The 22,054-nt window shown below is 58.4% G+C and carries 23 protein-coding genes; 12 read left to right on the forward strand and 11 right to left on the reverse strand.

From position 1 onward, the window contains the following. Positions 1–3 precede the first annotated feature (3 nt). Complete coding sequence (locus AC6I8V_RS09185; RefSeq protein ID WP_497845554.1) at positions 4–861, reverse strand: efflux RND transporter periplasmic adaptor subunit; 858 nt, start codon at positions 859–861, stop codon at positions 4–6. 6 nt (positions 862–867) lie between these two features. Continuing rightward, on the reverse strand, positions 868–1,104 hold the full coding sequence (locus tag AC6I8V_RS09190) for a DUF1656 domain-containing protein (RefSeq protein ID WP_497845555.1): 237 nt from the start codon (positions 1,102–1,104) through the stop codon (positions 868–870). A gap of 154 nt (positions 1,105–1,258) precedes the next feature. On the opposite strand from AC6I8V_RS09190, the gene slyA reads away from it, so the two are divergent. Continuing rightward, positions 1,259–1,696, forward strand: coding sequence for a transcriptional regulator SlyA (gene slyA, locus AC6I8V_RS09195; protein WP_497845556.1), 438 nt, complete (start codon positions 1,259–1,261; stop codon positions 1,694–1,696). Positions 1,697–1,737: 41 nt separating this feature from the next. Here the strand turns inward: slyA and slyB are convergent, their stop codons facing one another. After that, positions 1,738–2,205 (reverse strand): outer membrane lipoprotein SlyB, encoded by a 468-nt coding sequence (gene slyB, locus AC6I8V_RS09200; protein WP_497845557.1) that lies wholly within the window; start codon positions 2,203–2,205, stop codon positions 1,738–1,740. Between the two features lie 286 nt (positions 2,206–2,491). Between slyB and anmK the strand changes: the two genes are divergently transcribed. The 5 genes from anmK to pdxY all read left to right on the forward strand — a co-directional run bounded on the left by anmK (position 2,492) and on the right by pdxY (position 6,949). Then, positions 2,492–3,613 carry an anhydro-N-acetylmuramic acid kinase gene (gene anmK, locus AC6I8V_RS09205; RefSeq protein WP_497845558.1) on the forward strand — a complete coding sequence of 374 codons (1,122 nt, stop codon included), beginning with the start codon at positions 2,492–2,494 and terminating at the stop codon, positions 3,611–3,613. A gap of 9 nt (positions 3,614–3,622) precedes the next feature. Continuing rightward, entirely contained in the window at positions 3,623–3,943 is a 321-nt protein-coding gene (locus AC6I8V_RS09210) for an MliC family protein (RefSeq protein ID WP_497845802.1), read from the forward strand. Between the two features lie 19 nt (positions 3,944–3,962). Further along, entirely contained in the window at positions 3,963–4,619 is a 657-nt protein-coding gene (gene pdxH, locus AC6I8V_RS09215; RefSeq protein WP_497845559.1) for a pyridoxamine 5'-phosphate oxidase, read from the forward strand. Between the two features lie 139 nt (positions 4,620–4,758). Next, positions 4,759–6,033, forward strand: coding sequence for a tyrosine--tRNA ligase (gene tyrS, locus AC6I8V_RS09220; RefSeq protein ID WP_497845560.1), 1,275 nt, complete (start codon positions 4,759–4,761; stop codon positions 6,031–6,033). A 55-nt stretch (positions 6,034–6,088) separates the two neighbouring features. Continuing rightward, on the forward strand, positions 6,089–6,949 hold the full coding sequence (gene pdxY / locus AC6I8V_RS09225; RefSeq protein WP_497845561.1) for a pyridoxal kinase PdxY: 861 nt from the start codon (positions 6,089–6,091) through the stop codon (positions 6,947–6,949). Positions 6,950–7,040: 91 nt separating this feature from the next. Here pdxY and gstA read toward each other — a convergent pair whose 3' ends face one another. Together gstA and AC6I8V_RS09235 are read right to left on the reverse strand one after the other, a co-directional pair. Next, entirely contained in the window at positions 7,041–7,646 is a 606-nt protein-coding gene (gene gstA, locus AC6I8V_RS09230) for a glutathione transferase GstA (RefSeq protein ID WP_497845803.1), read from the reverse strand. Between the two features lie 70 nt (positions 7,647–7,716). Further along, positions 7,717–8,625, reverse strand: coding sequence for a LysR family transcriptional regulator (locus tag AC6I8V_RS09235; protein ID WP_497845804.1), 909 nt, complete (start codon positions 8,623–8,625; stop codon positions 7,717–7,719). A gap of 91 nt (positions 8,626–8,716) precedes the next feature. Between AC6I8V_RS09235 and AC6I8V_RS09240 the strand changes: the two genes are divergently transcribed. Next, positions 8,717–9,343, forward strand: a complete 627-nt coding sequence (locus AC6I8V_RS09240; protein WP_497845562.1) for a glutathione S-transferase family protein — start codon at positions 8,717–8,719, stop codon at positions 9,341–9,343. Continuing rightward, entirely contained in the window at positions 9,327–10,175 is an 849-nt protein-coding gene (locus AC6I8V_RS09245; RefSeq protein ID WP_497845563.1) for a pyridoxamine 5'-phosphate oxidase family protein, read from the forward strand. Before AC6I8V_RS09240 ends, AC6I8V_RS09245 begins: the two co-directional genes overlap by 17 nt. 43 nt (positions 10,176–10,218) lie before the next feature. Here the strand turns inward: AC6I8V_RS09245 and dtpA are convergent, their stop codons facing one another. Both dtpA and betT read right to left on the reverse strand, forming a co-directional pair. After that, entirely contained in the window at positions 10,219–11,724 is a 1,506-nt protein-coding gene (gene dtpA / locus AC6I8V_RS09250; RefSeq protein ID WP_497845564.1) for a dipeptide/tripeptide permease DtpA, read from the reverse strand. Between the two features lie 545 nt (positions 11,725–12,269). Beyond that, complete coding sequence (gene betT / locus AC6I8V_RS09255) at positions 12,270–14,285, reverse strand: choline BCCT transporter BetT (protein WP_497845565.1); 2,016 nt, start codon at positions 14,283–14,285, stop codon at positions 12,270–12,272. 160 nt (positions 14,286–14,445) lie between these two features. On the opposite strand from betT, the gene betI reads away from it, so the two are divergent. From betI to AC6I8V_RS09275, 4 genes are all read left to right on the forward strand, one after another. Then, the gene (gene betI / locus AC6I8V_RS09260; protein ID WP_497845805.1) at positions 14,446–15,051 is read left to right on the forward strand and encodes a transcriptional regulator BetI; all 606 of its coding nucleotides are present in this window, start codon (positions 14,446–14,448) and stop codon (positions 15,049–15,051) included. Positions 15,052–15,060: 9 nt separating this feature from the next. After that, the gene (betB, locus tag AC6I8V_RS09265; protein ID WP_497845566.1) at positions 15,061–16,527 is read left to right on the forward strand and encodes a betaine-aldehyde dehydrogenase; all 1,467 of its coding nucleotides are present in this window, start codon (positions 15,061–15,063) and stop codon (positions 16,525–16,527) included. A 43-nt stretch (positions 16,528–16,570) separates the two neighbouring features. Continuing rightward, positions 16,571–18,235, forward strand: coding sequence for a choline dehydrogenase (gene betA / locus AC6I8V_RS09270; RefSeq protein WP_497845567.1), 1,665 nt, complete (start codon positions 16,571–16,573; stop codon positions 18,233–18,235). A gap of 144 nt (positions 18,236–18,379) precedes the next feature. Continuing rightward, the gene (locus AC6I8V_RS09275; RefSeq protein WP_497845568.1) at positions 18,380–19,069 is read left to right on the forward strand and encodes a CTP synthase C-terminal region-related (seleno)protein; all 690 of its coding nucleotides are present in this window, start codon (positions 18,380–18,382) and stop codon (positions 19,067–19,069) included. A 63-nt stretch (positions 19,070–19,132) separates the two neighbouring features. On the opposite strand, the gene AC6I8V_RS09280 is transcribed toward AC6I8V_RS09275, so the two are convergent. The 4 genes from AC6I8V_RS09280 to rsxG are packed head-to-tail and all read right to left on the reverse strand — an operon-like array spanning position 19,133 to position 22,053. After that, positions 19,133–20,086, reverse strand: a complete 954-nt coding sequence (locus AC6I8V_RS09280) for a zinc-dependent alcohol dehydrogenase family protein (RefSeq protein ID WP_497845569.1) — start codon at positions 20,084–20,086, stop codon at positions 19,133–19,135. 11 nt (positions 20,087–20,097) lie between these two features. Then, positions 20,098–20,730, reverse strand: coding sequence for an endonuclease III (nth, locus tag AC6I8V_RS09285; RefSeq protein ID WP_497845570.1), 633 nt, complete (start codon positions 20,728–20,730; stop codon positions 20,098–20,100). Beyond that, a complete protein-coding gene (locus AC6I8V_RS09290) occupies positions 20,727–21,428 on the reverse strand; it encodes an electron transport complex subunit E (RefSeq protein ID WP_497845571.1) in 702 nt (233 codons plus the stop codon). The genes nth and AC6I8V_RS09290 overlap by 4 nt, the downstream gene beginning before the upstream one ends. Then, positions 21,421–22,053, reverse strand: coding sequence for an electron transport complex subunit RsxG (gene rsxG, locus AC6I8V_RS09295; protein ID WP_497845572.1), 633 nt, complete (start codon positions 22,051–22,053; stop codon positions 21,421–21,423). Before rsxG ends, AC6I8V_RS09290 begins: the two co-directional genes overlap by 8 nt. Between the last annotated feature and the right edge of the window lies 1 nt (position 22,054).

Here is a 22,054-nt window from a genome sequence, read left to right on the forward strand (position 1 = left end):
GCCTCAGCGCACAATTGAGATGGTGCAGGTGGTGCCCGCCACCAGCGGGACGTCATCCGGGATCGCATCCAGATGGATACGCACCGGAACGCGTTGCGCCAGCCGCACCCAGGGCACATTGGGTTTGATATCCGGCACCAGCCCGCTATCGCTGTCGACGCTCTGATCGTAAATGGCGCGCCCGATGCTCTCAACTCTGCCCTGCAAACGCTGCCCGTTGCTGTACAACACGATGTTAGCGATGGCCCCCGGCTGGATATGGCGCAGTTTGGTCTCTTCGAAGTAGCCCATCACGTAATAAGAGTGGCTGTCGACCAGCGCAAACAGCGGCGTGCCGGCGGTCGCGTAGTTGCCCGGACGCAGCGTGAGGTTGCTGATCCAGCCATCCGTAGGGGCGCTGACGACGGTTTGTTGCAGATTCCAGCGCGCCTGATCCAGCGTGGCCTGAGCAGCTTTGCTGGTTGCCGTGGCGGCGTTCGCCGTCAGTCGCGCCGCATCAAGATCTTCGGCGGAAATCACGTTGCGCGGCAGATTGCTGCGTCGCGTTAACTCATGCTGAGCCTTCTCCTCGTCAGACTGGGCTTTCGCCAGCTGCGCTTCGGCATTATCCAGCGCGATTTGCCACGGCACCGGATCGAGGGTCAGCAACGTTTGTCCTTTATGCACAAACTGATTATCGCGCACCGATAATGCGACTATGCGCCCGGAGACTTCTGGCGTAATGTCGACCAGTTCAGCGCGTACTTTGCCGTCACGAGTCCAGGGCGATTGCATGTAGTAATTCCACATCCACCAGCCCGCCAGCAGCGCCAGCGCAAATACCACCAGGGTAGAAAAATACTTAAAGGGATTGAATTTCATGGTGATTTATCCGAGGCTCAGTAACCAAAGTGCAGCGGTGACGCACAGAACAAACAGTGAAAGGTCCATTAATGTGGGATGCCAGATATCACCGGAGTACATCCAGCCGCGCAGCAACGGATGAATCAGCAGCCAGAAGAAGAAACCCAACAGCACCGCTTTGAACAGCGGGGGGAAAAATAGCGAGGCACCAAAAACCAGGTCGGTGAGTGGCGCACTAGCGGTAAACGGGGAAAAAGACACGTGTCATCATCCTTAGTTAACCCAGGTTATCTCTCAATGAAGCGTAGATGAACGCGTGTGTCAGCTGGCCTGGGATTTGTATTTTGTCCTGTAAACTCGCAGAATAGTGTAAAATCTGGCTTGATAGCTAGCAAGCTAATTATAAGGAGATGAAATGGATACGACACTCGGAACGGATCTATCCCGCCTGGTGCGCATCTGGCGTGCCTTGATCGACCAGCGTCTGAAGCCGCTTGAGTTGACGCAGACACATTGGGTGACATTACACAATATTCATCAACTACCGCCAGAGCAGTCGCAGATTCAGCTGGCGAAGGCCATTGGTATTGAGCAACCCTCGCTGGTTCGTACGCTCGACCAACTGGAAGAGAAGGGATTAATCACCCGTTCAACCTGCGCCAACGACCGTCGTGCGAAGCGCATCAAGCTGACCCGACAGGCGGAGCCGATCATTGAACAGGTCGAAAATGTGATTGATGCCACGCGGGATGACATCCTGAACGGTATCAACCGGGAAGAGGTCAATCAGATGGTGACGCTGATTGCCCGACTGGAGAAAAACATTCTCGAGTTGCAAAACCGCGAGAAATAAAAAAACCGACGCCAGGGCGTCGGTTTTTTTTATCTGTTCACTTAGCGCGGCGACACCGTAACCTGGCTGCCGTTCGACGCCATCACCACACGCTGGCCGACAGAGAAGCGGGTTGCTGCCTGCTTCTGCACCACCATGATGGTATTACCGTCATCCTTACGAATTTCCAGTTCTACACCGTCGCTCTTATTGAGGCTGCTCTGAACACCCTGGCCTGCGACGCCACCCAGCACAGCGCCACCGGCTGTTGCGAGGGAACGACCAGTACCACCGCCAACGGTATTACCGAGGAAGCCACCCAGTACCGCACCACCAATGGCGCCAATCACGTTGTTCTCATCGCCACCCTGAATCTTCACCGGGCGGACAGAGACCAACGTTCCGTAAGAAACGTTTTGTACCTGTTTTGCTTCGCTGGCACTGTAAACATCACCGGAAAGCGTGTCGTTGCTGACACAACCTGCCAGAGTTAAGCCGGTCAGAGAGACGACCAGTAAACGCTTAATCATCAGAAAGCTCCTTAATGCAAATGTGCGCCATGTTCTTATCCCGTCCTGCTCAAAGTATAAGACACAAACCAGTCAATTGACTTTAGTCCGAATAATCCGCGGCTGGGGGCGAAGCATAGACCATTGCATCTCAACAATAATTCAATTGGACAATGAAAATATTTTACACCGCAAAGCGGGTGGATAAGGTGCTTAAAAAGCGGAATTTAATCATAGAATTAGCCGCCGTAATTTGCCAGGCTACAAAGAGATGAATCATTTGCTCGCGGGCGAGTAAGGAAAGTTTATGAAATCAGGACGCTATATCGGTGTGATGTCCGGTACCAGTCTTGACGGCGTTGATGTCGTACTGGCTGCCATTGATGACCAGATGGTGGCGCAGCAGGCGAGTTACTGTCATCCGATCCCCCAGGATCTGCGGCAACAGGTGCTGGCAATCTGTCAGGGGCAATCCCTTACGCTGTCGCAGCTGGGGCAGCTCGATACCCGGCTCGGCAGGCTATTCGCCGAAGCGGTGCTGACCCTGATGCGCCAGCAGTCGCTGGAAGCCAGTGATGTTATGGCGATTGGTTGCCACGGGCAAACGGTGTGGCACGAGCCGCTAAGCGATGCGCCCAACACCCTGCAAATCGGTGATAATAACCAGATTGCGGCCGCAACCGGCGTGACGGTGGTCGGTGATTTTCGCCGCCGGGATATGGCGCTGGGCGGCCAGGGCGCGCCGCTGGTGCCCGCCTTCCATCAGGCGTTATTAATGGACAGCGTTGAACGGCGCATGGTGCTGAATATCGGCGGCATCGCCAATCTCTCGCTGCTGATCCCGGCGAAGCCGGTGCGCGGTTTCGACACCGGCCCAGGCAATATGCTGATTGATGCGTGGATCTGGCGTAATCAGGGCAAAGCGTACGATAAAGACGCGGTCTGGGCGCGCAGCGGTCAGCTGGTGCCTGCGCTGCTGGACCAGATGCTGGCCGATCCCTGGTTTGCGCTGCCGCCGCCGAAAAGCACCGGGCGCGAATATTTCAACCTCGGCTGGATTGAGCAGCAGCTGCAACGCTTCCCGGCGCTGGCGCCGCAGGATGTGCAGGCGACCCTTACCGAACTCACCGCGCTGACCATTGCTCAGCAGGTACAGCTTAATGATGGCTGCGATCGCCTGCTGGTGTGCGGCGGGGGCAGCCGTAACCCGCAGCTGATGGCGCGCCTGGCGGCGCTGCTGCCGGGGACAGAAGTGAACACCACCGATCAGGCTGGCATCAGCGGCGACGATATGGAGGCGCTGGCGTTTGCCTGGCTGGCCTTCCGCACCCTGTCAGGCTTGCCGGGCAATTTGCCCGCAGTAACCGGCGCGCGGGAAATGAGCGTGCTGGGTGCTATCTATCCGGCCAATGCGCGGCCGCTACGCTAAGGAGCGATGATGAAAAAGAGTGCGTTTTTGGCGGCAGGCATCCTGCTGCTCAGCGGCTGTGGTTTAATGCATAAACCCGCCAGCGAACCGCAAACGCTGCACTACCGTTGCGGCACGCTGCCGCTGACCGTCACGCAGGACAATGCGCGGCAGCAGGTCAGCTTTATTCTGGATGGTAAACCCTTAACATTGACGCAGACGGTCTCCGCCTCGGGCGCCCGCTACAGCGACGGCACCTATGTGTTCTGGTCGAAAGGCAACGGTGCTTTTGTTGAGCGCAACGATAAGATTGTGATTAATGACTGCGAATTGCAGAATGCCGGTAATTGATTGAGAAAGAGTGATCAGCATGAGCGACAGTGACAGCTTGCAAAATATTGCCCACCTGCGTCGTGAATACACCCGCGGCGGCCTGCGGCGCAAAGATCTGCCAGAAGACCCTCTGGCATTGTTTGAACATTGGCTGCAACAGGCCTGTACCGCGCAGTTGCCCGATCCGACGGCCATGACGGTGGCGACGGTCGACAGCAGCGGCCAGCCTTACCAGCGCATTGTGCTGCTGAAGCACTACGATGCGCAGGGCATGGTGTTTTACACCAACCTTGGCAGCCGTAAAGCGTTGCAGCTGGCGGATAACCCGCGTATTTCGCTGCACTTCCCGTGGCATTTCCTCGAACGTCAGGTGATGGTGTTGGGCGAAGTGGAAAAGCTCTCCCCGCTGGAGGTGCTGAAGTATTTCCACAGCCGCCCGCGTGACAGCCAGATTGGCGCCTGGGTATCCAAACAGTCGAGCCGGATTTCCGCGCGCGGCATCCTCGAAGGCAAGTTCCTTGAGCTGAAGCAGAAGTTTCAGCAGGGCGAAGTGCCGCTGCCGAGTTTCTGGGGCGGATTTCGCGTGAAATTCCACACCATGGAGTTCTGGCAGGGCGGTGAACATCGTCTGCACGATCGCTTCCTTTATCAGCGTCAGGACAATGGCTGGTCAATCGACCGTCTGGCCCCGTAAAACTGCGTTTTATCCCCTTTCAGCGCTGGCGCAGTTGGCGTCAGCGCTTTATGCTATAGCCCTCATTTTTTTCCCTTCCGCAAATCAGCGGAAAGCTGTGTACCAGCATAGGTGCAGTCTGATCAATTTGGAGTCAGTGATGACCAGCAGTAACCTGATACAACAATTGCAAGAGAGGGGCTTGATCGCCCAGGTAACGGACGAGGAAGCGTTAGCAGAGCGACTGGCGCAAGGGCCAATTGCACTCTATTGCGGCTTTGACCCAACCGCTGACAGCTTGCATTTGGGCCATCTGGTGCCGCTGCTCTGCCTGAAACGTTTTCAGGACGCCGGACACAAGCCGGTCGCGCTGGTGGGTGGTGCCACCGGTCTGATTGGCGATCCCAGCTTTAAAGCAGCAGAACGTAAACTCAACACCAGCGAAACCGTGGGTGAGTGGGTTGAGAAAATCCGTAAGCAGGTTGCCCCGTTCCTCAGCTTCGATTGCGGCGACAACAGCGCTATCGCGGCGAACAACTACGACTGGTTCGGCGGCATGAACGTGCTGACCTTCCTGCGTGACATCGGTAAACACTTCTCCGTGAATCAGATGATCAACAAAGAAGCGGTCAAACAGCGTCTTAACCGTGAAGATCAGGGCATCTCCTACACCGAGTTCTCCTATAACCTGTTGCAGGGCTATGACTTCGCCGAGCTGAACAAGCGTTATGACGTGGTGCTGCAAATTGGCGGTTCCGATCAGTGGGGCAACATCACCTCCGGTATCGATTTGACCCGTCGTCTGCATCAGCAGCAAACCTGGGGTCTGACCGTGCCGTTGATCACCAAATCGGACGGCACCAAATTCGGTAAAACCGAAGGTGGCGCGGTTTGGCTCGACGCGAAGAAAACCAGCCCTTATAAGTTCTACCAGTTCTGGATCAACACCGCGGATGCGGATGTGTATCGCTTCCTGAAGTTCTTCACCTTTATGAGCATTGAAGAGATCAATGCGCTGGAAGAAGAAGACAAAAACAGCGGCACCGCACCGCGCGCTCAGTATGTGCTGGCGGAGCAGGTCACACGTCTGGTGCATGGCGAAACCGGTCTGGCAGCGGCGAAACGCATTACGCAGAGCCTGTTCTCTGGCAGCCTGAGCGACATGACCGAAGCAGACTTCGAACAGCTGGCGCAGGACGGTATGCCGACCATCAGCCTGAATGCCGAAGACGATCTGCAACAGGCGCTGGTCGCCGCCGAGCTGGTGCCGTCACGCGGCCAGGCACGCACCATGATCGGTTCCAACGCCGTCTCACTGAACGGTGAAAAACAGTCTGACGCCGAGTACCGTTTCAGCGACAGCGACAAACTGTTTGGTCGCTTCACGCTGTTGCGTCGCGGCAAAAAACATTACTGCCTGATTAACTGGCAGTAAGCGATTCAGGGCCGGTCTCCGGCCCTTTTTTATGGCAAGGCAGTACAGGGTAACAATGAAAAATATTCTCGCAATTCAGTCACATGTTGTTTATGGCCACGCCGGAAACAGTGCGGCCGAGTTTCCTATGCGTCGTATGGGAGCCAACGTCTGGCCGCTGAATACCGTGCAGTTCTCCAACCACACCCAGTACGGTCACTGGACCGGCACGGTGATGCCAGCTACGCATCTGACCGAAATCGTGCAGGGCATTGCGGCCATCGATCGCCTGAAAACCTGCGATGCGGTGCTGAGTGGTTATCTCGGTTCCGCCGAGCAGGGCGAGCAGATCCTGGAGATTGTGCGTCAGGTGAAAGCGGCGAACCCAAATGCCTGGTATTTCTGCGATCCGGTGATGGGCCACCCGGAAAAAGGCTGCATTGTGGCGCCGGGCGTGGCGGAGTTTCACTGCAAGATGGCGCTGCCGGCCAGCGATATCATCGCGCCTAATCTGCTGGAGCTGGAAATGCTCAGCGGCCACAGCATCGCCAATGTAGAACAGGCGGTGGTGGCGGCGCGTGAGCTGGTCGCTCTGGGGCCGAAAGTGGTGTTGGTGAAGCATCTGGCGCGCGCCGGACGCCGCAGCGATCGCTTTGAGATGCTGCTGGTGACTGCCGATGAGTGCTGGCATATCGACCGTCCGCTGGTGGATTTTGGCGTGCGTCAGCCGGTGGGCGTGGGCGACCTGACCAGCGGCCTGCTGCTGGTGGACTTGCTGCACGGCAAATCGCTACAGGACGCGCTGGAGCACGTCACTGCCGCGGTTTATGAAGTGATGCTGAAAACCCACGAGATGGGTGAGTACGAGCTGCAACTGGTGGCGGCGCAGGATGCGATTGCCCAGCCGACCCAGCATTTCGCTGCGGTGAAACTGTAAAAATACCCTGCGGCGTATCGCACGCCTCCCTCTCCCGCGTGCGGGAGAGGGAAGGATAAGGGCGGCAGGCCGCCGCAACCCGCGCGATGAATTAAACCAACCCTTCCGCCTTTAACGCCGCCTGCACCGCCGGACGCTCCGCCACCCGCGCAAACCAGCTACGCAGGGCGTCGAATTCGCTCAGATCCAGCTGCACCGCCTGCGCCCAGCGCGTCACCACAAACAGATAGGCATCGGCAACGGTAAAACGCAGCCCCATCAGCCACTGTTTATCCTGTAGCGCGCTATCGACGATCTGAAACTTTTTCTTCAGCTGCTCGCGTACCACCGCCTTGTACTCCTCCGGCGTATCCTTTCGGAACAGCGGGCTGAAGCCTTTGTGCAACTCGGTGCCGATAAAGCTCAGCCACTCCAGCGTGTGGTAACGCGTCAGGCTGCCGGTCGGGGCCAGCAAATGGCGATCGGGTTTTTGATCGGCCAGATACTGCACAATCGCCGTGCCCTCAGTCAGCAGGGTGCCATCATCAAATTGCAGCGCCGGAACCTGTCCTTTGGGGTTAATCTGCCAGTAATCCTCTCCCTGCTCGGTGCGCTTGTGTTGCAGGTCGACATTAACCTGCGTGAAGTCCAGCCCGCACTCGCGCATCACAATGTGTGGCGAAAGCGAGCAGGCACCGGGCTTGCAATAGAGTTTCATCATGGCCTCTCCTGGGTTGTTAGGATGTAAGCAGCATAAATCGGCATTGGCGCTTTGCCAGTGATACCGATCAGGAATCGTAGTGAAAGCAATAATCTTCTGCGACGAAGCAGGATAGCGCAGGCAGCTGTGTCAGTGCAAAATCCCAGAACTGGCGCACTTTGGGCGTCATATTTTTTACCCGCTGCGTGACCAGCTGTACCGGTAACGCGGCAGGCTCCCACTCGGGTAATAAACGGACCAGCGTACCGCGCCGGATATCCTCCAGCACCTGATACGACAGCAGACGGCCGATGCCCTGATCGTTGCGCAGCGCCAGCAACTGGCTCTCGACTTCATTGACGCGCAGGCGCGGCGCGATGCGCACCCGCAGGTCGCGGGCGAAGCGCCACTCGCGCGTCTGACGCACCCCGGCAATCAGCGCGTGCTCGCTCAGCGCCGATGGGTGTAACGGGATGCCCGCCCGTTGCAGATACGCCGGGCTGGCGATCAACATGCTGCGCACTTCGCCGACCTTACGCGCCACCATCGATGAATCCCGCAACTCGCCAATACGCAGCGCGATATCCAGCGCGTTATCGATCATGTCCTGATAGCTGTCGTTCAAAATCAACTCCAGCTGGATTTCCGGGTGCTGCGCGAGGAACCGGTTGACCAGCGGCATCACATGGCGTCGGCCAAACTGCACCGGCGCGGTGATGCGCAGCAGCCCCTGCAAGCCGCTGTGATGGGCGCTGTCCATGGCGTGTTGATAGTCATCCAGCAGCCGACGCGCCTGCTCGAACAGCTGCCAGCCCGCCTCGGTGGGGGCCAGCTGGCGCGTGGTGCGTTCAATCAGCGTGGTGCCAAAGCGCTGCTCCAGCGCCGCCAGCGTACGGGTGATCACCGGTGGCGAACGCTGCAACCGACGCGCGGCGGCGGCCAGGCTACCCTGTTGAATGACGGTAACGAACACCTGAAGCTCGTCGAATCTGTCCATCATTATTCCTGTTTTAGTAACAGTCTCTTGTGAGAACGCGATCTTCATTACTTAAAGCACAAGAGTAAGCTAAGCAAAAAAGGAGATCACCATGAAACTTTACAGCACGCCCTTATCCGGCCACGCCCACCGCGTCCGGCTGCTACTCAATATGCTGCAACTGGATTATCAGTGCCTTGCCGCATCCGCCGCCGAGCGCCAGCAGGCGGCATTTCATCAGCTGAATCCGTGGCAGCAGATTCCGGTGCTGGTCGATGGTGATGAGGTGATTTACGACAGCAACGCCATTCTGGTCTATCTGGTGCGCCGCTATGCGTCCGCCAGCCACTGGCTGCCGGATGAGGCGCTGGCCGCGGCGCGGGTGCAGCTGTGGCTGGGAAAAGCGGCCGGGGAGATACGCTACGGAGTCGGGTCGGCGCGGCTGATTAAGCAGTTTCAGACGCCAGAGGATTACGCGTCAGCATACAGCGTCGCGGCACGCTTTCTGCCGCAGATGGAGGCGCATCTCAGCACCCGGCGCTGGCTGGCAGGGGAACAGGTCAGCATCGCCGACCTGGCCTGTTATGCCTACGTGGCCTGCGCGCCCGAGGGGGGAATCTCGCTGCAACCCTGGCCTGCCATTCGTCAGTGGCTGACGCAGGTTGAAGCCTTGCCGGGCTTTGAGGCGCTGCCACCGCTGCCGCTGCCTGTGGACGACGACGATGTTTCATCCCGGTGAACAACAGGCGCAGCAGCGCGCGGGCTTTAGCCGGGTCCGCGCCGCCATCTATGGCGAGATGCCGCAACAGCATCAGCTGTTTTATGCGCAGCTGCCGTATCTGCTGCTGACGCAGCGCGACAGCGCAGGCTGGCCGCTGGCGCATCTGCTGATGGCGACACCCGGTTTTGTCCGCGCGCTGGATGATAACCACCTGGCGATTAAACGCAGCGCGTTGCAGGCTGCGCCGCTGCTGGGTGCGCTTCAGGAGGGGGACGCGCTGGGGGTGCTGGGGATCGATTTCGCCACCCGTCGCCGTAATCGCGCCAATGGCGCAGTGGCGGCGCTGGGGCCGGAACATCTGATGATGCGGGTGAAAGAGAGTTTTGGCAACTGCCCGCAATATATTCATCACTATCGCTGGCGTATGCCAGCGGTTGCGCGGGTGGCGGTGGAGGAGGCCAGTCGCTTCAGTCTCAGCGATCGACGCTTGCTGAACCGCAGTCAGACCTTCTTTATCGCCAGCGGCGAGCCGGGCGGCAGCCTGGACATTTCCCATCGTGGCGGCCCGGCAGGGTTTTTACGCTGGCATCCGAGCGGAATGCTGTCGTTCGATGATTTTCCCGGCAATCGTTATATGAATACCATTGGTAATTTGCTGCTGGATGCGCGCTGTGCGCTGTTGATCCCGGACTGGCAGCAGGGCGCCGCGTTGCATATGCAGGGCGAAATGACGATCGACTGGCAAGCGGTAAATGACGACGGGGAAAAGATACGCAGGTTGTGGTTTACGCCGCGACGGATTATGCGATTGGGCGAGGGTGCTTGCTGGCAGAGTGAGATGCGGGATTGATGCGGGTCGCCCGCCACCAGGGGCGAGCGACCAGAGGGACGAATTACGAGTTCGCGTTAGCGCGCTGCAATTCCGTCTGCGTATCATTCTGGGTCATGCGGTTCAGCAGCGGTGCGGTGATCAGCATCAGGATAGCGATTACCCCGGTAGCAATACCAATCTGCTGGAACACCTGGCTATACACCGCCAGCGAGGCGTGTGGATCGGTCACGTTATCCGGTACCGCCATCAGGTTAGCCACTTTACCGGCGATCATCGCGGCGCCCGCGGTGGTCAGGAACCATGAACCCATGATAAAGCCCATCAGACGCTGCGGCACCAGCTGCGCCACCATCGCCAGACCCAGGCCGGAAATCATCAGTTCGCCAATGCTCTGCAATGCATAGCTGATGATCAGCCAGTTCACGGAAACGATACCGGCCTGGTTCGCGAATTTGGCACCAAACGGCAGCACGAGGAAGGCGGCTGAGCAGAGCACCATCCCAATGGCGAACTTATGCGGCATCGGCAGTTTGTCGCCCAGCTTGTTGTACACCGCGGCCAGAATCGGGCTGGCAACCATGATCCAGAACGGGTTCAGCGCCTGGAACTGCTCCGGCTCAAAGGTGATGCCGAGAATCGCGTGTTCAACGTTACGGATCGCGAAGAAGTTCAGTGAGGTCGGCATCTGCATGTAAAGCACAAAGAACACAATGGCTTCAACCATCAGCAGGAAGGCGACGATCATTTTACGACGGGCTGCGCCCTGCAAGGCAAAGGCTTCTTTGGCAAACACCATCACGATACCGATAGCAATCACGCCCAGCGTCATACGCGCAACGCTCTGGTGATGCAGCAGCCAGGTCGCCAGCGCCACCAGCGCCACCACGCCAACCAGCGTCATCAGCAGTTTAGGCACCTGCAACGGGGCGAAGTCCGGTTTGGAACCGTAGTTTTTTACCAGACGCTTGCAGAACAGGAAGTTGAGCAGGGTGATGACCAGGCCGACAACGGACAGGGAGAATGCCGCACCCCAGCCATATTTCGCCGCCAGCCACGGTGTCAGCATCATCGAGAACAGCGAACCGATGTTGATCGACATGTAAAACATGGTGAATGCACCGTCGATACGCGGGTCGTCTTTCTCATAGCAGGTTGACAGCAGTGAAGACGGGTTGGCTTTAAACAGGCCGCTACCGACCGCGATGGTCGCCATGCCGATATACACCATGGTGGTGTCATGGCCTGAGAAGGCGACGAACGCATAGCCCAGCGCCAGAACCAGCACACCCAATACGATGACGCGTTTGGTGCCCAGCACTTTATCGCCGAGCCAGCCGCCGATGGCCACCAGGCCATAAACCAGCGCGCTGAAGGAGGTGAACAGGGTGATGGAGTCCGCTTCGGACATCCCCAGCTGCTTCACCAGGTAAACCGCCATAATGGCTTGCAGGCCGTAGTAACCAAAACGTTCCCACAGTTCGATCGAGAAGATCAGATAGAACGCTTTCGGTTGCTTGAACGCGTTGAGGCTGACTGCCTCATCAGTGTGTTTGTTTGCAGTTGACACTTGTACCTCAGTTTATACATAGCCTGTTTTACGACAGGAATTAAGTCTGCGTCAGGCTGGGTAAATCCTGCGCAACATTGTTATTAGAAAGGAAAAACGGCGCCTAATTTGGCTGAATCAGGCCAGCAGGGCAAGCATTTTTTACCAGCTGAAATACCTGATAAGGGTAGGGTTAACGCGATTATAAAAAGTTGTTAATCAGTGTTAAATGCCGAATTAGGTCATTATATCAGGATAAAGCGTTGCTTTGGAGATCCGGAAGATCACTTTCCTGATATAAACTGCGATTATGTTAATTTTCAGTCAATATCGCTATTGAACAAAACATCAACAACAAATAACACTGCGAATGGCTACTTTATAAGCGGAATTGATTGATATATGAGCGTTAAATGGTGCCGAAAGGTTCCATAAGGCTAATTAGTTGATCCTGCGCACAAAATGATGAATTAATTAATAATAAAAAAGAAGTAAACGTTTGCGTTTGGCGATTTTGCGCAAAAAAAAGCCGCCCTTAAGGCGACTTTGGCGCATAACCCGCAGGATTAACGCACTAAATGCAAATATTGCAAATGGCGTTCGTAGTGATCGAGGATGTCATTGATAATCTGATCTTCGCTGTAGCCAACCAGATCGTACTCCTGACTCCCTTCCCACAGATGCACCTCGGCGCGGTAGTAGCGGCTGGCGGCGAGGTTCAGCGGGCTGCGCGAACGCATAAATGACGGAGTGGTATAGCCGATCATTTGTACGCCATAGTGGAACGGCGCTTCATCACCGTGCGCGACGCGAATGCCAAGGGTGAAATCCTGCGGCGAGAGATCGCTCTCCACCTGCAACCCTTTCTCCTGCAACACCGCTGAGACCTTGCTCAGCGCCGGACGTACGGTGTCATCCATAAAGCGAAACACCGTATCCCGCGAGGGATAGCTGATGGCGCGATTCAGGCGACGACGCCAGCTGCTGGTATGGCCGGGACGATAGCGGTCGTTAATCAGCGGCGCGGCAATCGCCACCGAGCGGCTGCGATCGCGCTGCTTTTCATGATGCAGCGCGCGATACATCGCCACCACGTATAGCACCAGCACCAGCGAGAACGGCAGCGCGCTCAACACCACGGCGGTTTGCAGCGAGGTGTAATCCCCGGCGAACAGCAGCGACAGGGTTAACACGCACACGGCGGCAGCCCAGAAAATCCGCAACCAGTTGGGGGCATCTTCACCGCCGCTGTCACCGACGCAGGAGAGATTCGCCACCACCAGCGCGCCGGAATCCGCAGAGGTAACAAAGAAGATAAAGCAGATGGCGACCGCCAGCACAATCACCGGAGTCGCCAGCGGATAGGTGGCCAGCATGTGATACACCGCCTGGGCCGGGTCGCTTAGCGCCACGTCACCAAGGCTTTTCATCCCCTGCTGGAACAGGGTCAGCGCGCTATTGCCGAACACCGACAGCCAGGCGAGGGTAAAGCCCATCGGGATCAGCAGCACGCCAATCACAAATTCGCGCAGCGTGCGTCCACGCGAAATGCGGGCGATAAACATGCCGACGAACGGCGACCAGGCAATCCACCACGCCCAGTAAAACACCGTCCAGCTGCCGAGCCAGTCATCCTTGCTGCCGTTGCTGTAGGCATACAGATCAAAGGTTTTGCGTGGCAGGCTGGTGAAGTAATCGCCGAAATTCTGCACCAGCGCATTCAGCAGATGGCCGGTTGGCCCGGCGAACAGCACAAAGGCAAACATCAGCAGCGCCAGCAGCATATTCGCCTCCGACAGGCGCCGGATACCTTTATCCACGCCGCTTACCGCTGACATCGTTGCTGCGCCCATCACGATAATGATCAGCACCACCTGCATGGTATGCGACTGCGCCAGCCCGGTCAGCCAGCTGATGCCTGAGTTAATCTGCATCACGCCAATCCCGAGGCTGGTGGCGAGGCCGAACAGGGTGCCGACGATGCCAAAGATATCCACCGCATGACCAATCGGCCCGTTTATGCGGTCGCCAATCAGGGGATAAAACGCCGAGCGCAGCGCCAGCGGCAGGTTGTGACGATAGGCAAAGTAGGCCAGCGCCATCGCCACCAGGGTGTAAATGCCCCAGCCATGCAGGCCCCAGTGCATCATGGTCAGCACCATGCCATCCCGCGCCGCATCGGCGGAACCGGCAACCCCGGCGGGTGGCTTCAGCAGGTGATCAAGCGGCTCAGACGCGCCAAAGAACAGCAACTCGGAACCGATGCCGGCGGAAAATAGCATCGCTGCCCAGGAGCCGTAGCTAAAATCGGGGCGCGCATGGTCCGGCCCCAGTTTGATGTCACCATAGCGCGACAGGGCGACAAACAGCACGAAGCCGAGATAAAACGCCACCACCAGCATGTAATACCAGCCAAAGGTGGCCGATGCCCAGCTTTGCGCCCGCCCGAGCGTGGCGCTGGCCTGCTGCGGAAACAGCAACACCGTCAATGAAAACAGCACGATAATCAGTGCGGCGCCCCAGAATACCGCTTTATTAAGTCTGACTGGCTGACTGTCGAGCCGGTCCTGTATCCCCAGCATCTTTTTTCCTCAATTTGCGATGACGCTTCCCTGCAAAATATCCCTGTGTTTTACGCGGGATTGTTACCCGGTTGTTAGAAAGTGTAGTTTTTATTGATTGAACGTTCAATATAAAAAGACTACACTTCTTCACATTCAATAGACAAAATCGATGAACACCATGCCTAAAGTGGGAATGAAAGCCATTCGCCAGGCGCAGTTAATTCAGGCGACCTTAACGGTGATTGATCGTGTTGGCCTGGCGGATGCCAGCATCGCGGTGATCGCCAAAGAAGCAGGCGTCTCAACCGGTATCGTCAGCCACTATTTCGGCGACAAAAACGGTCTGCTCGATGCCTGTATGCGGCAAATCCTCGCCGATCTCTATCTGGCGGTGGAGCGTCAGCGACGGCTGGCGGACGACACGCCGGAGGCGCAGATTCGCGCCATCATTGATGGCAACTTCGATCTGTCGCAGGTGGAAGGGCCGGTGCTGACCACCTGGCTGGTGTTCTGGACCAATAGCCTGCATCAGAGCAACCTGCAACGTTTGCAAAGCATCAATGACAGACGGTTGTGGTCGAATCTCACCGCGCAGTTTGCACGGGTAATGCCGCGTGAGCAGGCGCGCGCCGCAGGCAGCAGCCTGGCGGCGATTATTGACGGACTGTGGCTGCGGATGACGCTGGCGCCGCAGCCGATGGAGCAGGGGCTGACGCGCGCGCGCCAGCTTTGCTATCAGAATCTCGCCCTGTGGCTGGCCGCCGCCGGGCAAACCCCATCCTGAGGAGGACGCATGACCGAACTCATTCGCCGCGGTTTATATATCAACGGTCAGGAGTGCCCAGGCAACGGGCCGTTGTTTACCAGCATCAACCCGGCCAACGGCACGGTACTGGCGGAAATCACCGCCGCCAGCGCGGACGATGTGGCGCGTGCGGTTGCGACAGCGCGTGAAGGGCAACGCATCTGGCGCGGTTACACGCCGGTGGAGCGCAGCCGGGTACTGCTGAAGGCGGTGGCGCTGCTGCGTGAACGTAATCAGGCACTGGCCGAACTGGAAACCGCGGATACCGGCAAGCCAATCAGCGAAACCGCTGCGGTGGATATCGTGACCGGCGCTGACGTACTCGAATATTACGCCGGGCTGGCTCCGGCGTTGCAGGGGGAACAGATCCCGCTGCGCGAGACCGCGCTGGTTTACACCCGGCGCGAACCGCTGGGCGTCTGCGCGGGTATCGGCGCGTGGAACTACCCGATTCAGATCGCGCTGTGGAAAAGCGCCCCGGCGCTGGCGGCCGGTAACGCGATGGTGTTTAAGCCCAGCGAAGTCACGCCGCTCAGCGCGCTGGCGCTGGCGAAAATCTACAGCGAAGCCGGACTGCCGGATGGCGTGTTTAACGTGGTGCAGGGGGCGGGCGATGTCGGCCAGGCGCTGAGCCAGCATCCGCACATCGACAAAGTCTCCTTCACCGGTGAAGTGAACACCGGCAAGCGGGTGATGGCAGATGCCGCGCTCGCCAACCTGAAGGAAGTCACGATGGAGCTGGGCGGTAAATCGCCGCTGATCGTGTTTGACGACGCCGACCTGGAGCGTGCCGTGGATGGCGCGCTGATGGCCAACTTCTACAGCAGCGGCCAGGTGTGCACCAACGGCACCCGCGTGTTTGTGCAGCGCGCTTTACAGGCGCAGTTTGAGCAGCGTCTGCTGGAGAAAATGCGCGGCATCCGTATCGGCGATCCCACTGACGAAACGGTCAACTTCGGCCCGCTGGTCAGCGAGCAGCACTGCCGCAAAGTGGAAAGCTACCTGAAACTGGGCAAAGAGCAGGGCGCACGGCTGCTGGCGGGGGGCCATCGCATTATCGACGGTCCGCTGGCGCGCGGCTGCTACATCGAACCCACGGTGTTCAGCGACTGCTGTGATGATATGCGCATCGTACGCGAAGAGATCTTTGGCCCGGTGATGAGCATCCTCACTTTCGACGACGAAGACGAGGTGATTAACCGCGCCAATGATACCGAGCTGGGGCTGGCCGCCGGAATTTTCACCCGCGACCTGAATCGCGCCCATCGCGTGATCCATCAGCTGGAGGCCGGTATCTGCTGGATCAACAGCTGGGGCGAATCACCGGCGCCGATGCCGGTCGGCGGCTATAAGCAGTCGGGACTCGGCCGCGAAAATGGCATCGCCACATTGCAGAACTACACGCGGACCAAATCGGTGTTGATTGAGCTGGGCGACTACCCGAGCGCGTTTTGAGTTAATGACCGGCGGTACGCCGCCGGTGTTTTCAGGAGGTTTAATGCAGAAATTTGATTACATCATTATTGGCGCGGGTTCCGCAGGCAACGTACTGGCGACCCGTTTAACCGAGGATGCTGACGTATCGGTACTGTTACTGGAAGCGGGCGGGCGCGATCACCGCTGGGACTTCCGTACCCAAATGCCAGCCGCTTTGGCCTATCCGTTGCAGGGTAAGCGCTACAACTGGGCCTATGAAACTGACCCGGAGCCAAACATGAATAACCGTCGCATGGAGTGCGGGCGCGGAAAAGGACTGGGCGGCTCGTCGCTGATCAACGGTATGTGCTACATCCGCGGTAACGCGCTGGATTACGACAACTGGGCGCAAAAAGCCGGACTGGAAAACTGGTCCTATCTCAACTGCTTACCCTATTTCCGCAAGGCGGAGAAGCGTGATGCCGGCGCCAATGATTACCACGGCGACGCGGGTTATCTCAGCGTCACAACGGCCAAACCGGGTAACAACCGCCTCTATCACGCCTTTGTCGCTGCCGCAAAACAAGCCGGGCACGCGGAGACCGACGATCTCAATGGCTACCGTCAGGACGGTTTTGGGCCGATGGATCGCACCGTCACCGCCGAAGGACGCCGTTCCAGCACCGCGCGCGGCTATCTCGACGTGGCGAAACAGCGTAGCAACCTGACTATCATCACCCATGCGCAAACTGACCGTATTCTGTTTGACGGCAAAACCGCCACCGGCGTGCGCTGGCTGGTGCGCGATCAGGTACAGGAAGCCCAGGCAAATCGTGAAGTGTTGCTGTGCGCGGGCGCTATCGCCTCACCGCAGATTCTGCAACGTTCCGGCGTCGGGCCAGAGGAGTGGCTGCGCGAACTGGATATTGACGTGGTGCACCCGTTGCCGGGCGTTGGCCGCAATTTGCAGGATCATCTGGAAATTTACATGCAATATCGCTGCAAACAGCCGATCAGCCTCTATCCGGCGTTGCAGTGGTGGAACCAGCCAGCGATTGGCGCCGAATGGCTGCTGAAAGGCACCGGCGTGGGTGCCAGCAACCAGTTTGAAGCCGGCGGTTTTATCCGCAGCGACGATCGCCCGGAGTGGCCGGACCTGCAATACCATTTCCTGCCGGTGGCGATTAACTACAATGGCAGCAGCCCGGTGAAAGAACACGGTTTCCAGGCGCATGTCGGGCCGATGCGTTCCCTGAGCCGTGGCCGGGTAAAACTTACCTCGAAACATCCGTATGCCGCGCCGTCGATCTTCTTTAATTACATGTCGCAGGAGCGCGACTGGCAGGAGTTCCGCGCGGCGGTGCGTCTGACGCGGGAAATCATGCGGCAACCGGCGCTGGCTGACTATTGCGGTGCCGAGATCCAGCCCGGTCTGGCGGTGCAGAGTGATGAGCAGATTGATGCCTTTATCCGCTCCCATGCCGAGACCGCTTACCATCCCTGCGGCAGCTGCGCCATGGGGTATGGCGAGATGGATGTGGTGGATAGCGAAGGGCGGGTGCACGGGATGCAGCAGCTGCGCGTGGTTGATGCATCGATTATGCCGCAAATCACCACCGGCAACCTGAATGCGCCCACGGTGATGATCGCCGAGAAAATTGCCGATGCCATCCGTGGCCGCGCACCGCTGGCGGCGTCTGAGGCGGAGTATTATGTGCTGCAACGTGATGAAGTGACCGCTGACTAAACGAATAACGGATTGATAACCGTAGCGGCGCGATAAATCGCGCCGCTACGGAACATCACTGTATCCTCACCCTCTGCAATTCTCTCCCTTCGACAAGCCGCTAACTTTGCTGTAACATCCTTTTTTCCCCGAAAGGACGTTCCCATGACGCAGTCAGTTCGTGTCGCCCTTGTTGGCGATTACCGTGCCAGTGCCGTCGCGCACCAGGCCATTCCTCCCGCTGTTCAGCTTGCCGCACAACACCTTAACCTCAACGTCACCGCCGACTGGATTGCCAGCCCCGACATCAACATCCCGACCTTAGCCGACTACGACGCTATCTGGGTGGTGCCGGGCAGCCCGTATCAAAACGATGCCGGCGTCTTCGCGACCATCCAGTGGGCGCGTGAAAACGGCAAACCTTTTCTCGGTTCCTGTGGCGGATTTCAGTACGCGGTGCTGGAGTATGCCCGCAACGTGCTTGGCTGGGATGATGCCACCCACGCGGAGACCGATAGCGAAGGCCGCTGGGTGATCGCCCCGCTCAGCTGTTCGCTGGTGGAGCAGCGCGGTGAGGTGACCTTCAAACCCGGCTCGCGCATTGCCATCGCCTATGATGCGCTGCAAAGCGATGAAGGTTATCACTGTAACTTTGGCGTTAATCCGGAATTCAGCCAGGCGCTGGAGACGCAGCAGCTGGCAATCACGTCGTGGGATCTGGCGGGTGATGTGCGCGGCATTGAACTGAACGATCATCCGTTCTTTGTTGCCACTTTGTTCCAGTCGGAACGCGCAGCGCTGCAAAACCGCTTATCGCCGCTGGTGGTGGCCTGGTTGCAGGCAGCAACGCGTTAATGATGGCGCGCGATAAATCCCGCACCTGACGTAGCGGCACGATTTATCGCGCGTTGTTGCACTTCACGACAGTTGCAGCAGCGGTTTGCAGCTGCGGCCAGACTGATAATAACAGGCGATGGCCTCGCGCCACTGCGCCAGCGGGAACACGATGACATCGCCACAGTCACTGCTGCGCAGCAGCGGCCAGAGTTCCGCAAACAGCTGCTGCCACGCCTGCGGCGTCAGCCCATCAAGGTGATGCCGCACATGGAACCAGTGCAGTGCGGGCAGGGCTGCCGTGACGCGTACCGGCTGGCCGGTCAGCACGCCATAGGCAACAAACTGCGCGTGGGCGGGCAGGGTCTGCCAGATAGCTTGTCCCACCGCGCCACCGGTTGCATCAAACACCAGGTCTGCGCCTGCGGCGATCTGGCTGATTTCGGCAGCGTTATCCTGACGCACCGCGCGGATGCCCAACTGCTGTAACCGTTCTACATGCTGCGGCGATCGATAAATAGCGGTTACGCTAGCCGCGCCCATCCGCACCGCCCACTGCGCCAGCAACAGCGCGCAGGCAGACCCGCCTGCGGTAAGCAACACATGCTGGTGCGTCGGTGACCAGTTTTTCAGCATCAGCCACGCGGCCAGCGGATTGATATAGGCGCGGGCAGCCAGGCTGTTGTCGATATCGTCCGGCACCGCGATGGTCAGCGCGGCCTCCACATCAACATAGCGTTGCCATGTTCCGGCACCGCGCAGCGGCAGCACGCGTTTGCCCAGCCAGTCCGCATACGCCGCCGGGGCGGCGATCACCGTGCCCACGCCTTCATAACCGGCCACCCGTGGCGGGGTGACACGATGACGGTAAGCGCCGGTGATGGGGATTAAATCGGATGCATTTATCGGGGCAAGCTGCATCTGCACGCGGAGCTGTGATGCCGCCAGCGGCGTAAGAGGAGGGTGCTCAATGGCTAACACATCAGGGGGATTGCCAAACTGCCGGAAAGTTAATGCTGCATTCTCAGCCGTGGTCATGGCATCCCTTGTTATTCAGTCTTGGCGTCGAACTCGCACAGATCTTCAATCAGGCAGGAGCCGCAGCGGGGTTTGCGCGCCACGCAGGTGTAGCGGCCGTGCAGAATCAGCCAGTGGTGGCAATCGACCTTAAACGCTTTGGGCACCACCTTGAGCAGCCGCTCCTCCACCTCTTCGACATTCTTGCCAGGGGCGAAACGGGTACGGTTGCTGACGCGAAAAATATGGGTATCGACGGCGATAGTCGGCCAGCCAAACGCGGTGTTCAGCACCACGTTAGCGGTTTTGCGGCCCACGCCGGGCAGCGCTTCCAGCGCAGCACGATCTTCCGGCACTTCGCCGCCGTGCTGTTCCAGCAGAATGCGGCAGGTCTTGATGACATTTTCCGCTTTGCTGTTAAACAGGCCGATGGTTTTGATGTACTCCTTCACGCCATCCACGCCCAGCGCCAGTAGCGCGGCGGGCGTATTCGCCACCGGATAGAGTTTCGCGGTGGCTTTATTGACGCTGACATCAGTGGCCTGCGCCGACAGCAGCACCGCAATCAGCAGCTCAAACGGCGAGGTGAAGTTCAGTTCAGTGGTGGGATGCGGATTCTCGTCACGCAGGCGCGTCAGAATCTGTACGCGTTTGTCCTGATTCACACCGCTTTCCCCGTCTGGCCCTGCGGCTCGACTGCCGGAGCGGCAAGGCGATTGGCGGCGCGCTGTTTCATCCGCTGGTCGATAAGATATTTTGCCGCCAGCAACATACCCAGACCGATAAACGCACCCGGTGGCAGCATCGCCAGCAGCATCGGCGAGTCAAAATGGACCACTTCGATGCGCAATACTTTGGCCCAGGGGCCGAGCAGCTGATCGGCGCCGTTAAACAGGGTGCCGCTGCCGATGATCTCGCGAATCGAACCCAGAGTCACCATGGCGCAGGTGGCGCCCATGCCGATGGCAAAACCATCCAGCGCGGAGAGCGGAATGCTGCTTTTCGAGGCGACCGCTTCGGCGCGACCCACCACGATGCAGTTGGTCACGATCAGCGGAATAAAGATACCCAGTGACTGATACAGGCCATGCGCATAAGCGTTGATCAGCATCTGCACGCAGCTCACCACTGAGGCGATAATCATCACGTAAATCGGGATACGGATTTCGCCCGGCACCCAGCGGCGCGACGCCGAGATGGCGCTGTTGGTGATGGTCAGTACCAGGGTGGTGGCGAGACCGAGTCCCAGCGCATTGGTGGCGGTGGAGGTCACGGCCAGCAGCGGACAAAGCCCGAGCAGCTGCACCAGCGCGGAGTTATTTTTCCACAGGCCGCCGATCAGTAAGTTCTTAGCTTCACTCATTTGCCTCTCCACAGTCAGGCAGCGATGACAATTTCGCTGGCAGGGTTTCCATCAGCAGTGCGGCGCGTTTCGTGGCGTTCACCACCGCGCGCGGGGTAATGGTTGCGCCGGTAAACTGGTCAAACTCGCCACCATCTTTTTTCACCGCAAAGTTCTTATCGTCGGCACCGTGCACCACTTTGCCGTTAAAACTGTTGATCCAGTCAGAAATACGCAGCTCGATTTTGTCGCCAAGGCCTGGGGTTTCGTGATGTTCAATCACGCGTACGCCCAGCACTTTACCGTGAAAATCGGCACCGACCAGCATCTCAATCGCTCCAGAATAGCCGTCCGGCGCGGTGGTCTCAAGCGCGGCAGCCACTGGCGTGTTGCCTTTGCGTGCCAGATAGAGATGGTGCGGCTTGCCGTTACCCAGCGCCGGGTCCGTCACCACATAGCATTCCTGCTGAATATGGTTGTCGTACAGGCTGGGCGGAACCACCTGATCGAGCAGGTTTTTCTGCTGTAACGCCGTCTGATGCGCGACCGTCGGCTTGGTCACCGTGTTCACCACGGCGGTGACGCCGGTGGTGATGGCCGCAAAGACCGCCAGGGTGACGCCGTTTTTACGAATGGTTTCGATCATC

Source organism: Pantoea sp. X-Soil-TKNS-1207 (assembly GCF_059730485.1).

Bases quoted from the DNA above. Each gene is read 5' to 3' on its own strand.
- AC6I8V_RS09185 (WP_497845554.1), bottom strand. From the start codon at position 861: ATGAAATTCAATCCCTTTAAGTATTTTTCTACCCTGGTGGTATTTGCG.
- slyA (WP_497845556.1), top strand. From the start codon at position 1,259: ATGGATACGACACTCGGAACGGATCTATCCCGCCTGGTGCGCATCTGG.
- slyB (WP_497845557.1), bottom strand. From the start codon at position 2,205: ATGATTAAGCGTTTACTGGTCGTCTCTCTGACCGGCTTAACTCTGGCA.
- anmK (WP_497845558.1), top strand. From the start codon at position 2,492: ATGAAATCAGGACGCTATATCGGTGTGATGTCCGGTACCAGTCTTGAC.
- AC6I8V_RS09210 (WP_497845802.1), top strand. From the start codon at position 3,623: ATGAAAAAGAGTGCGTTTTTGGCGGCAGGCATCCTGCTGCTCAGCGGC.
- pdxH (WP_497845559.1), top strand. From the start codon at position 3,963: ATGAGCGACAGTGACAGCTTGCAAAATATTGCCCACCTGCGTCGTGAA.
- tyrS (WP_497845560.1), top strand. From the start codon at position 4,759: ATGACCAGCAGTAACCTGATACAACAATTGCAAGAGAGGGGCTTGATC.
- pdxY (WP_497845561.1), top strand. From the start codon at position 6,089: ATGAAAAATATTCTCGCAATTCAGTCACATGTTGTTTATGGCCACGCC.
- gstA (WP_497845803.1), bottom strand. From the start codon at position 7,646: ATGAAACTCTATTGCAAGCCCGGTGCCTGCTCGCTTTCGCCACACATT.
- AC6I8V_RS09235 (WP_497845804.1), bottom strand. From the start codon at position 8,625: ATGGACAGATTCGACGAGCTTCAGGTGTTCGTTACCGTCATTCAACAG.
- AC6I8V_RS09240 (WP_497845562.1), top strand. From the start codon at position 8,717: ATGAAACTTTACAGCACGCCCTTATCCGGCCACGCCCACCGCGTCCGG.
- AC6I8V_RS09245 (WP_497845563.1), top strand. From the start codon at position 9,327: ATGTTTCATCCCGGTGAACAACAGGCGCAGCAGCGCGCGGGCTTTAGC.
- betT (WP_497845565.1), bottom strand. From the start codon at position 14,285: ATGCTGGGGATACAGGACCGGCTCGACAGTCAGCCAGTCAGACTTAAT.
- betI (WP_497845805.1), top strand. From the start codon at position 14,446: ATGCCTAAAGTGGGAATGAAAGCCATTCGCCAGGCGCAGTTAATTCAG.
- betB (WP_497845566.1), top strand. From the start codon at position 15,061: ATGACCGAACTCATTCGCCGCGGTTTATATATCAACGGTCAGGAGTGC.
- betA (WP_497845567.1), top strand. From the start codon at position 16,571: ATGCAGAAATTTGATTACATCATTATTGGCGCGGGTTCCGCAGGCAAC.
- AC6I8V_RS09275 (WP_497845568.1), top strand. From the start codon at position 18,380: ATGACGCAGTCAGTTCGTGTCGCCCTTGTTGGCGATTACCGTGCCAGT.
- AC6I8V_RS09280 (WP_497845569.1), bottom strand. From the start codon at position 20,086: ATGACCACGGCTGAGAATGCAGCATTAACTTTCCGGCAGTTTGGCAAT.
- AC6I8V_RS09290 (WP_497845571.1), bottom strand. From the start codon at position 21,428: ATGAGTGAAGCTAAGAACTTACTGATCGGCGGCCTGTGGAAAAATAAC.
- rsxG (WP_497845572.1), bottom strand. From the start codon at position 22,053: ATGATCGAAACCATTCGTAAAAACGGCGTCACCCTGGCGGTCTTTGCG.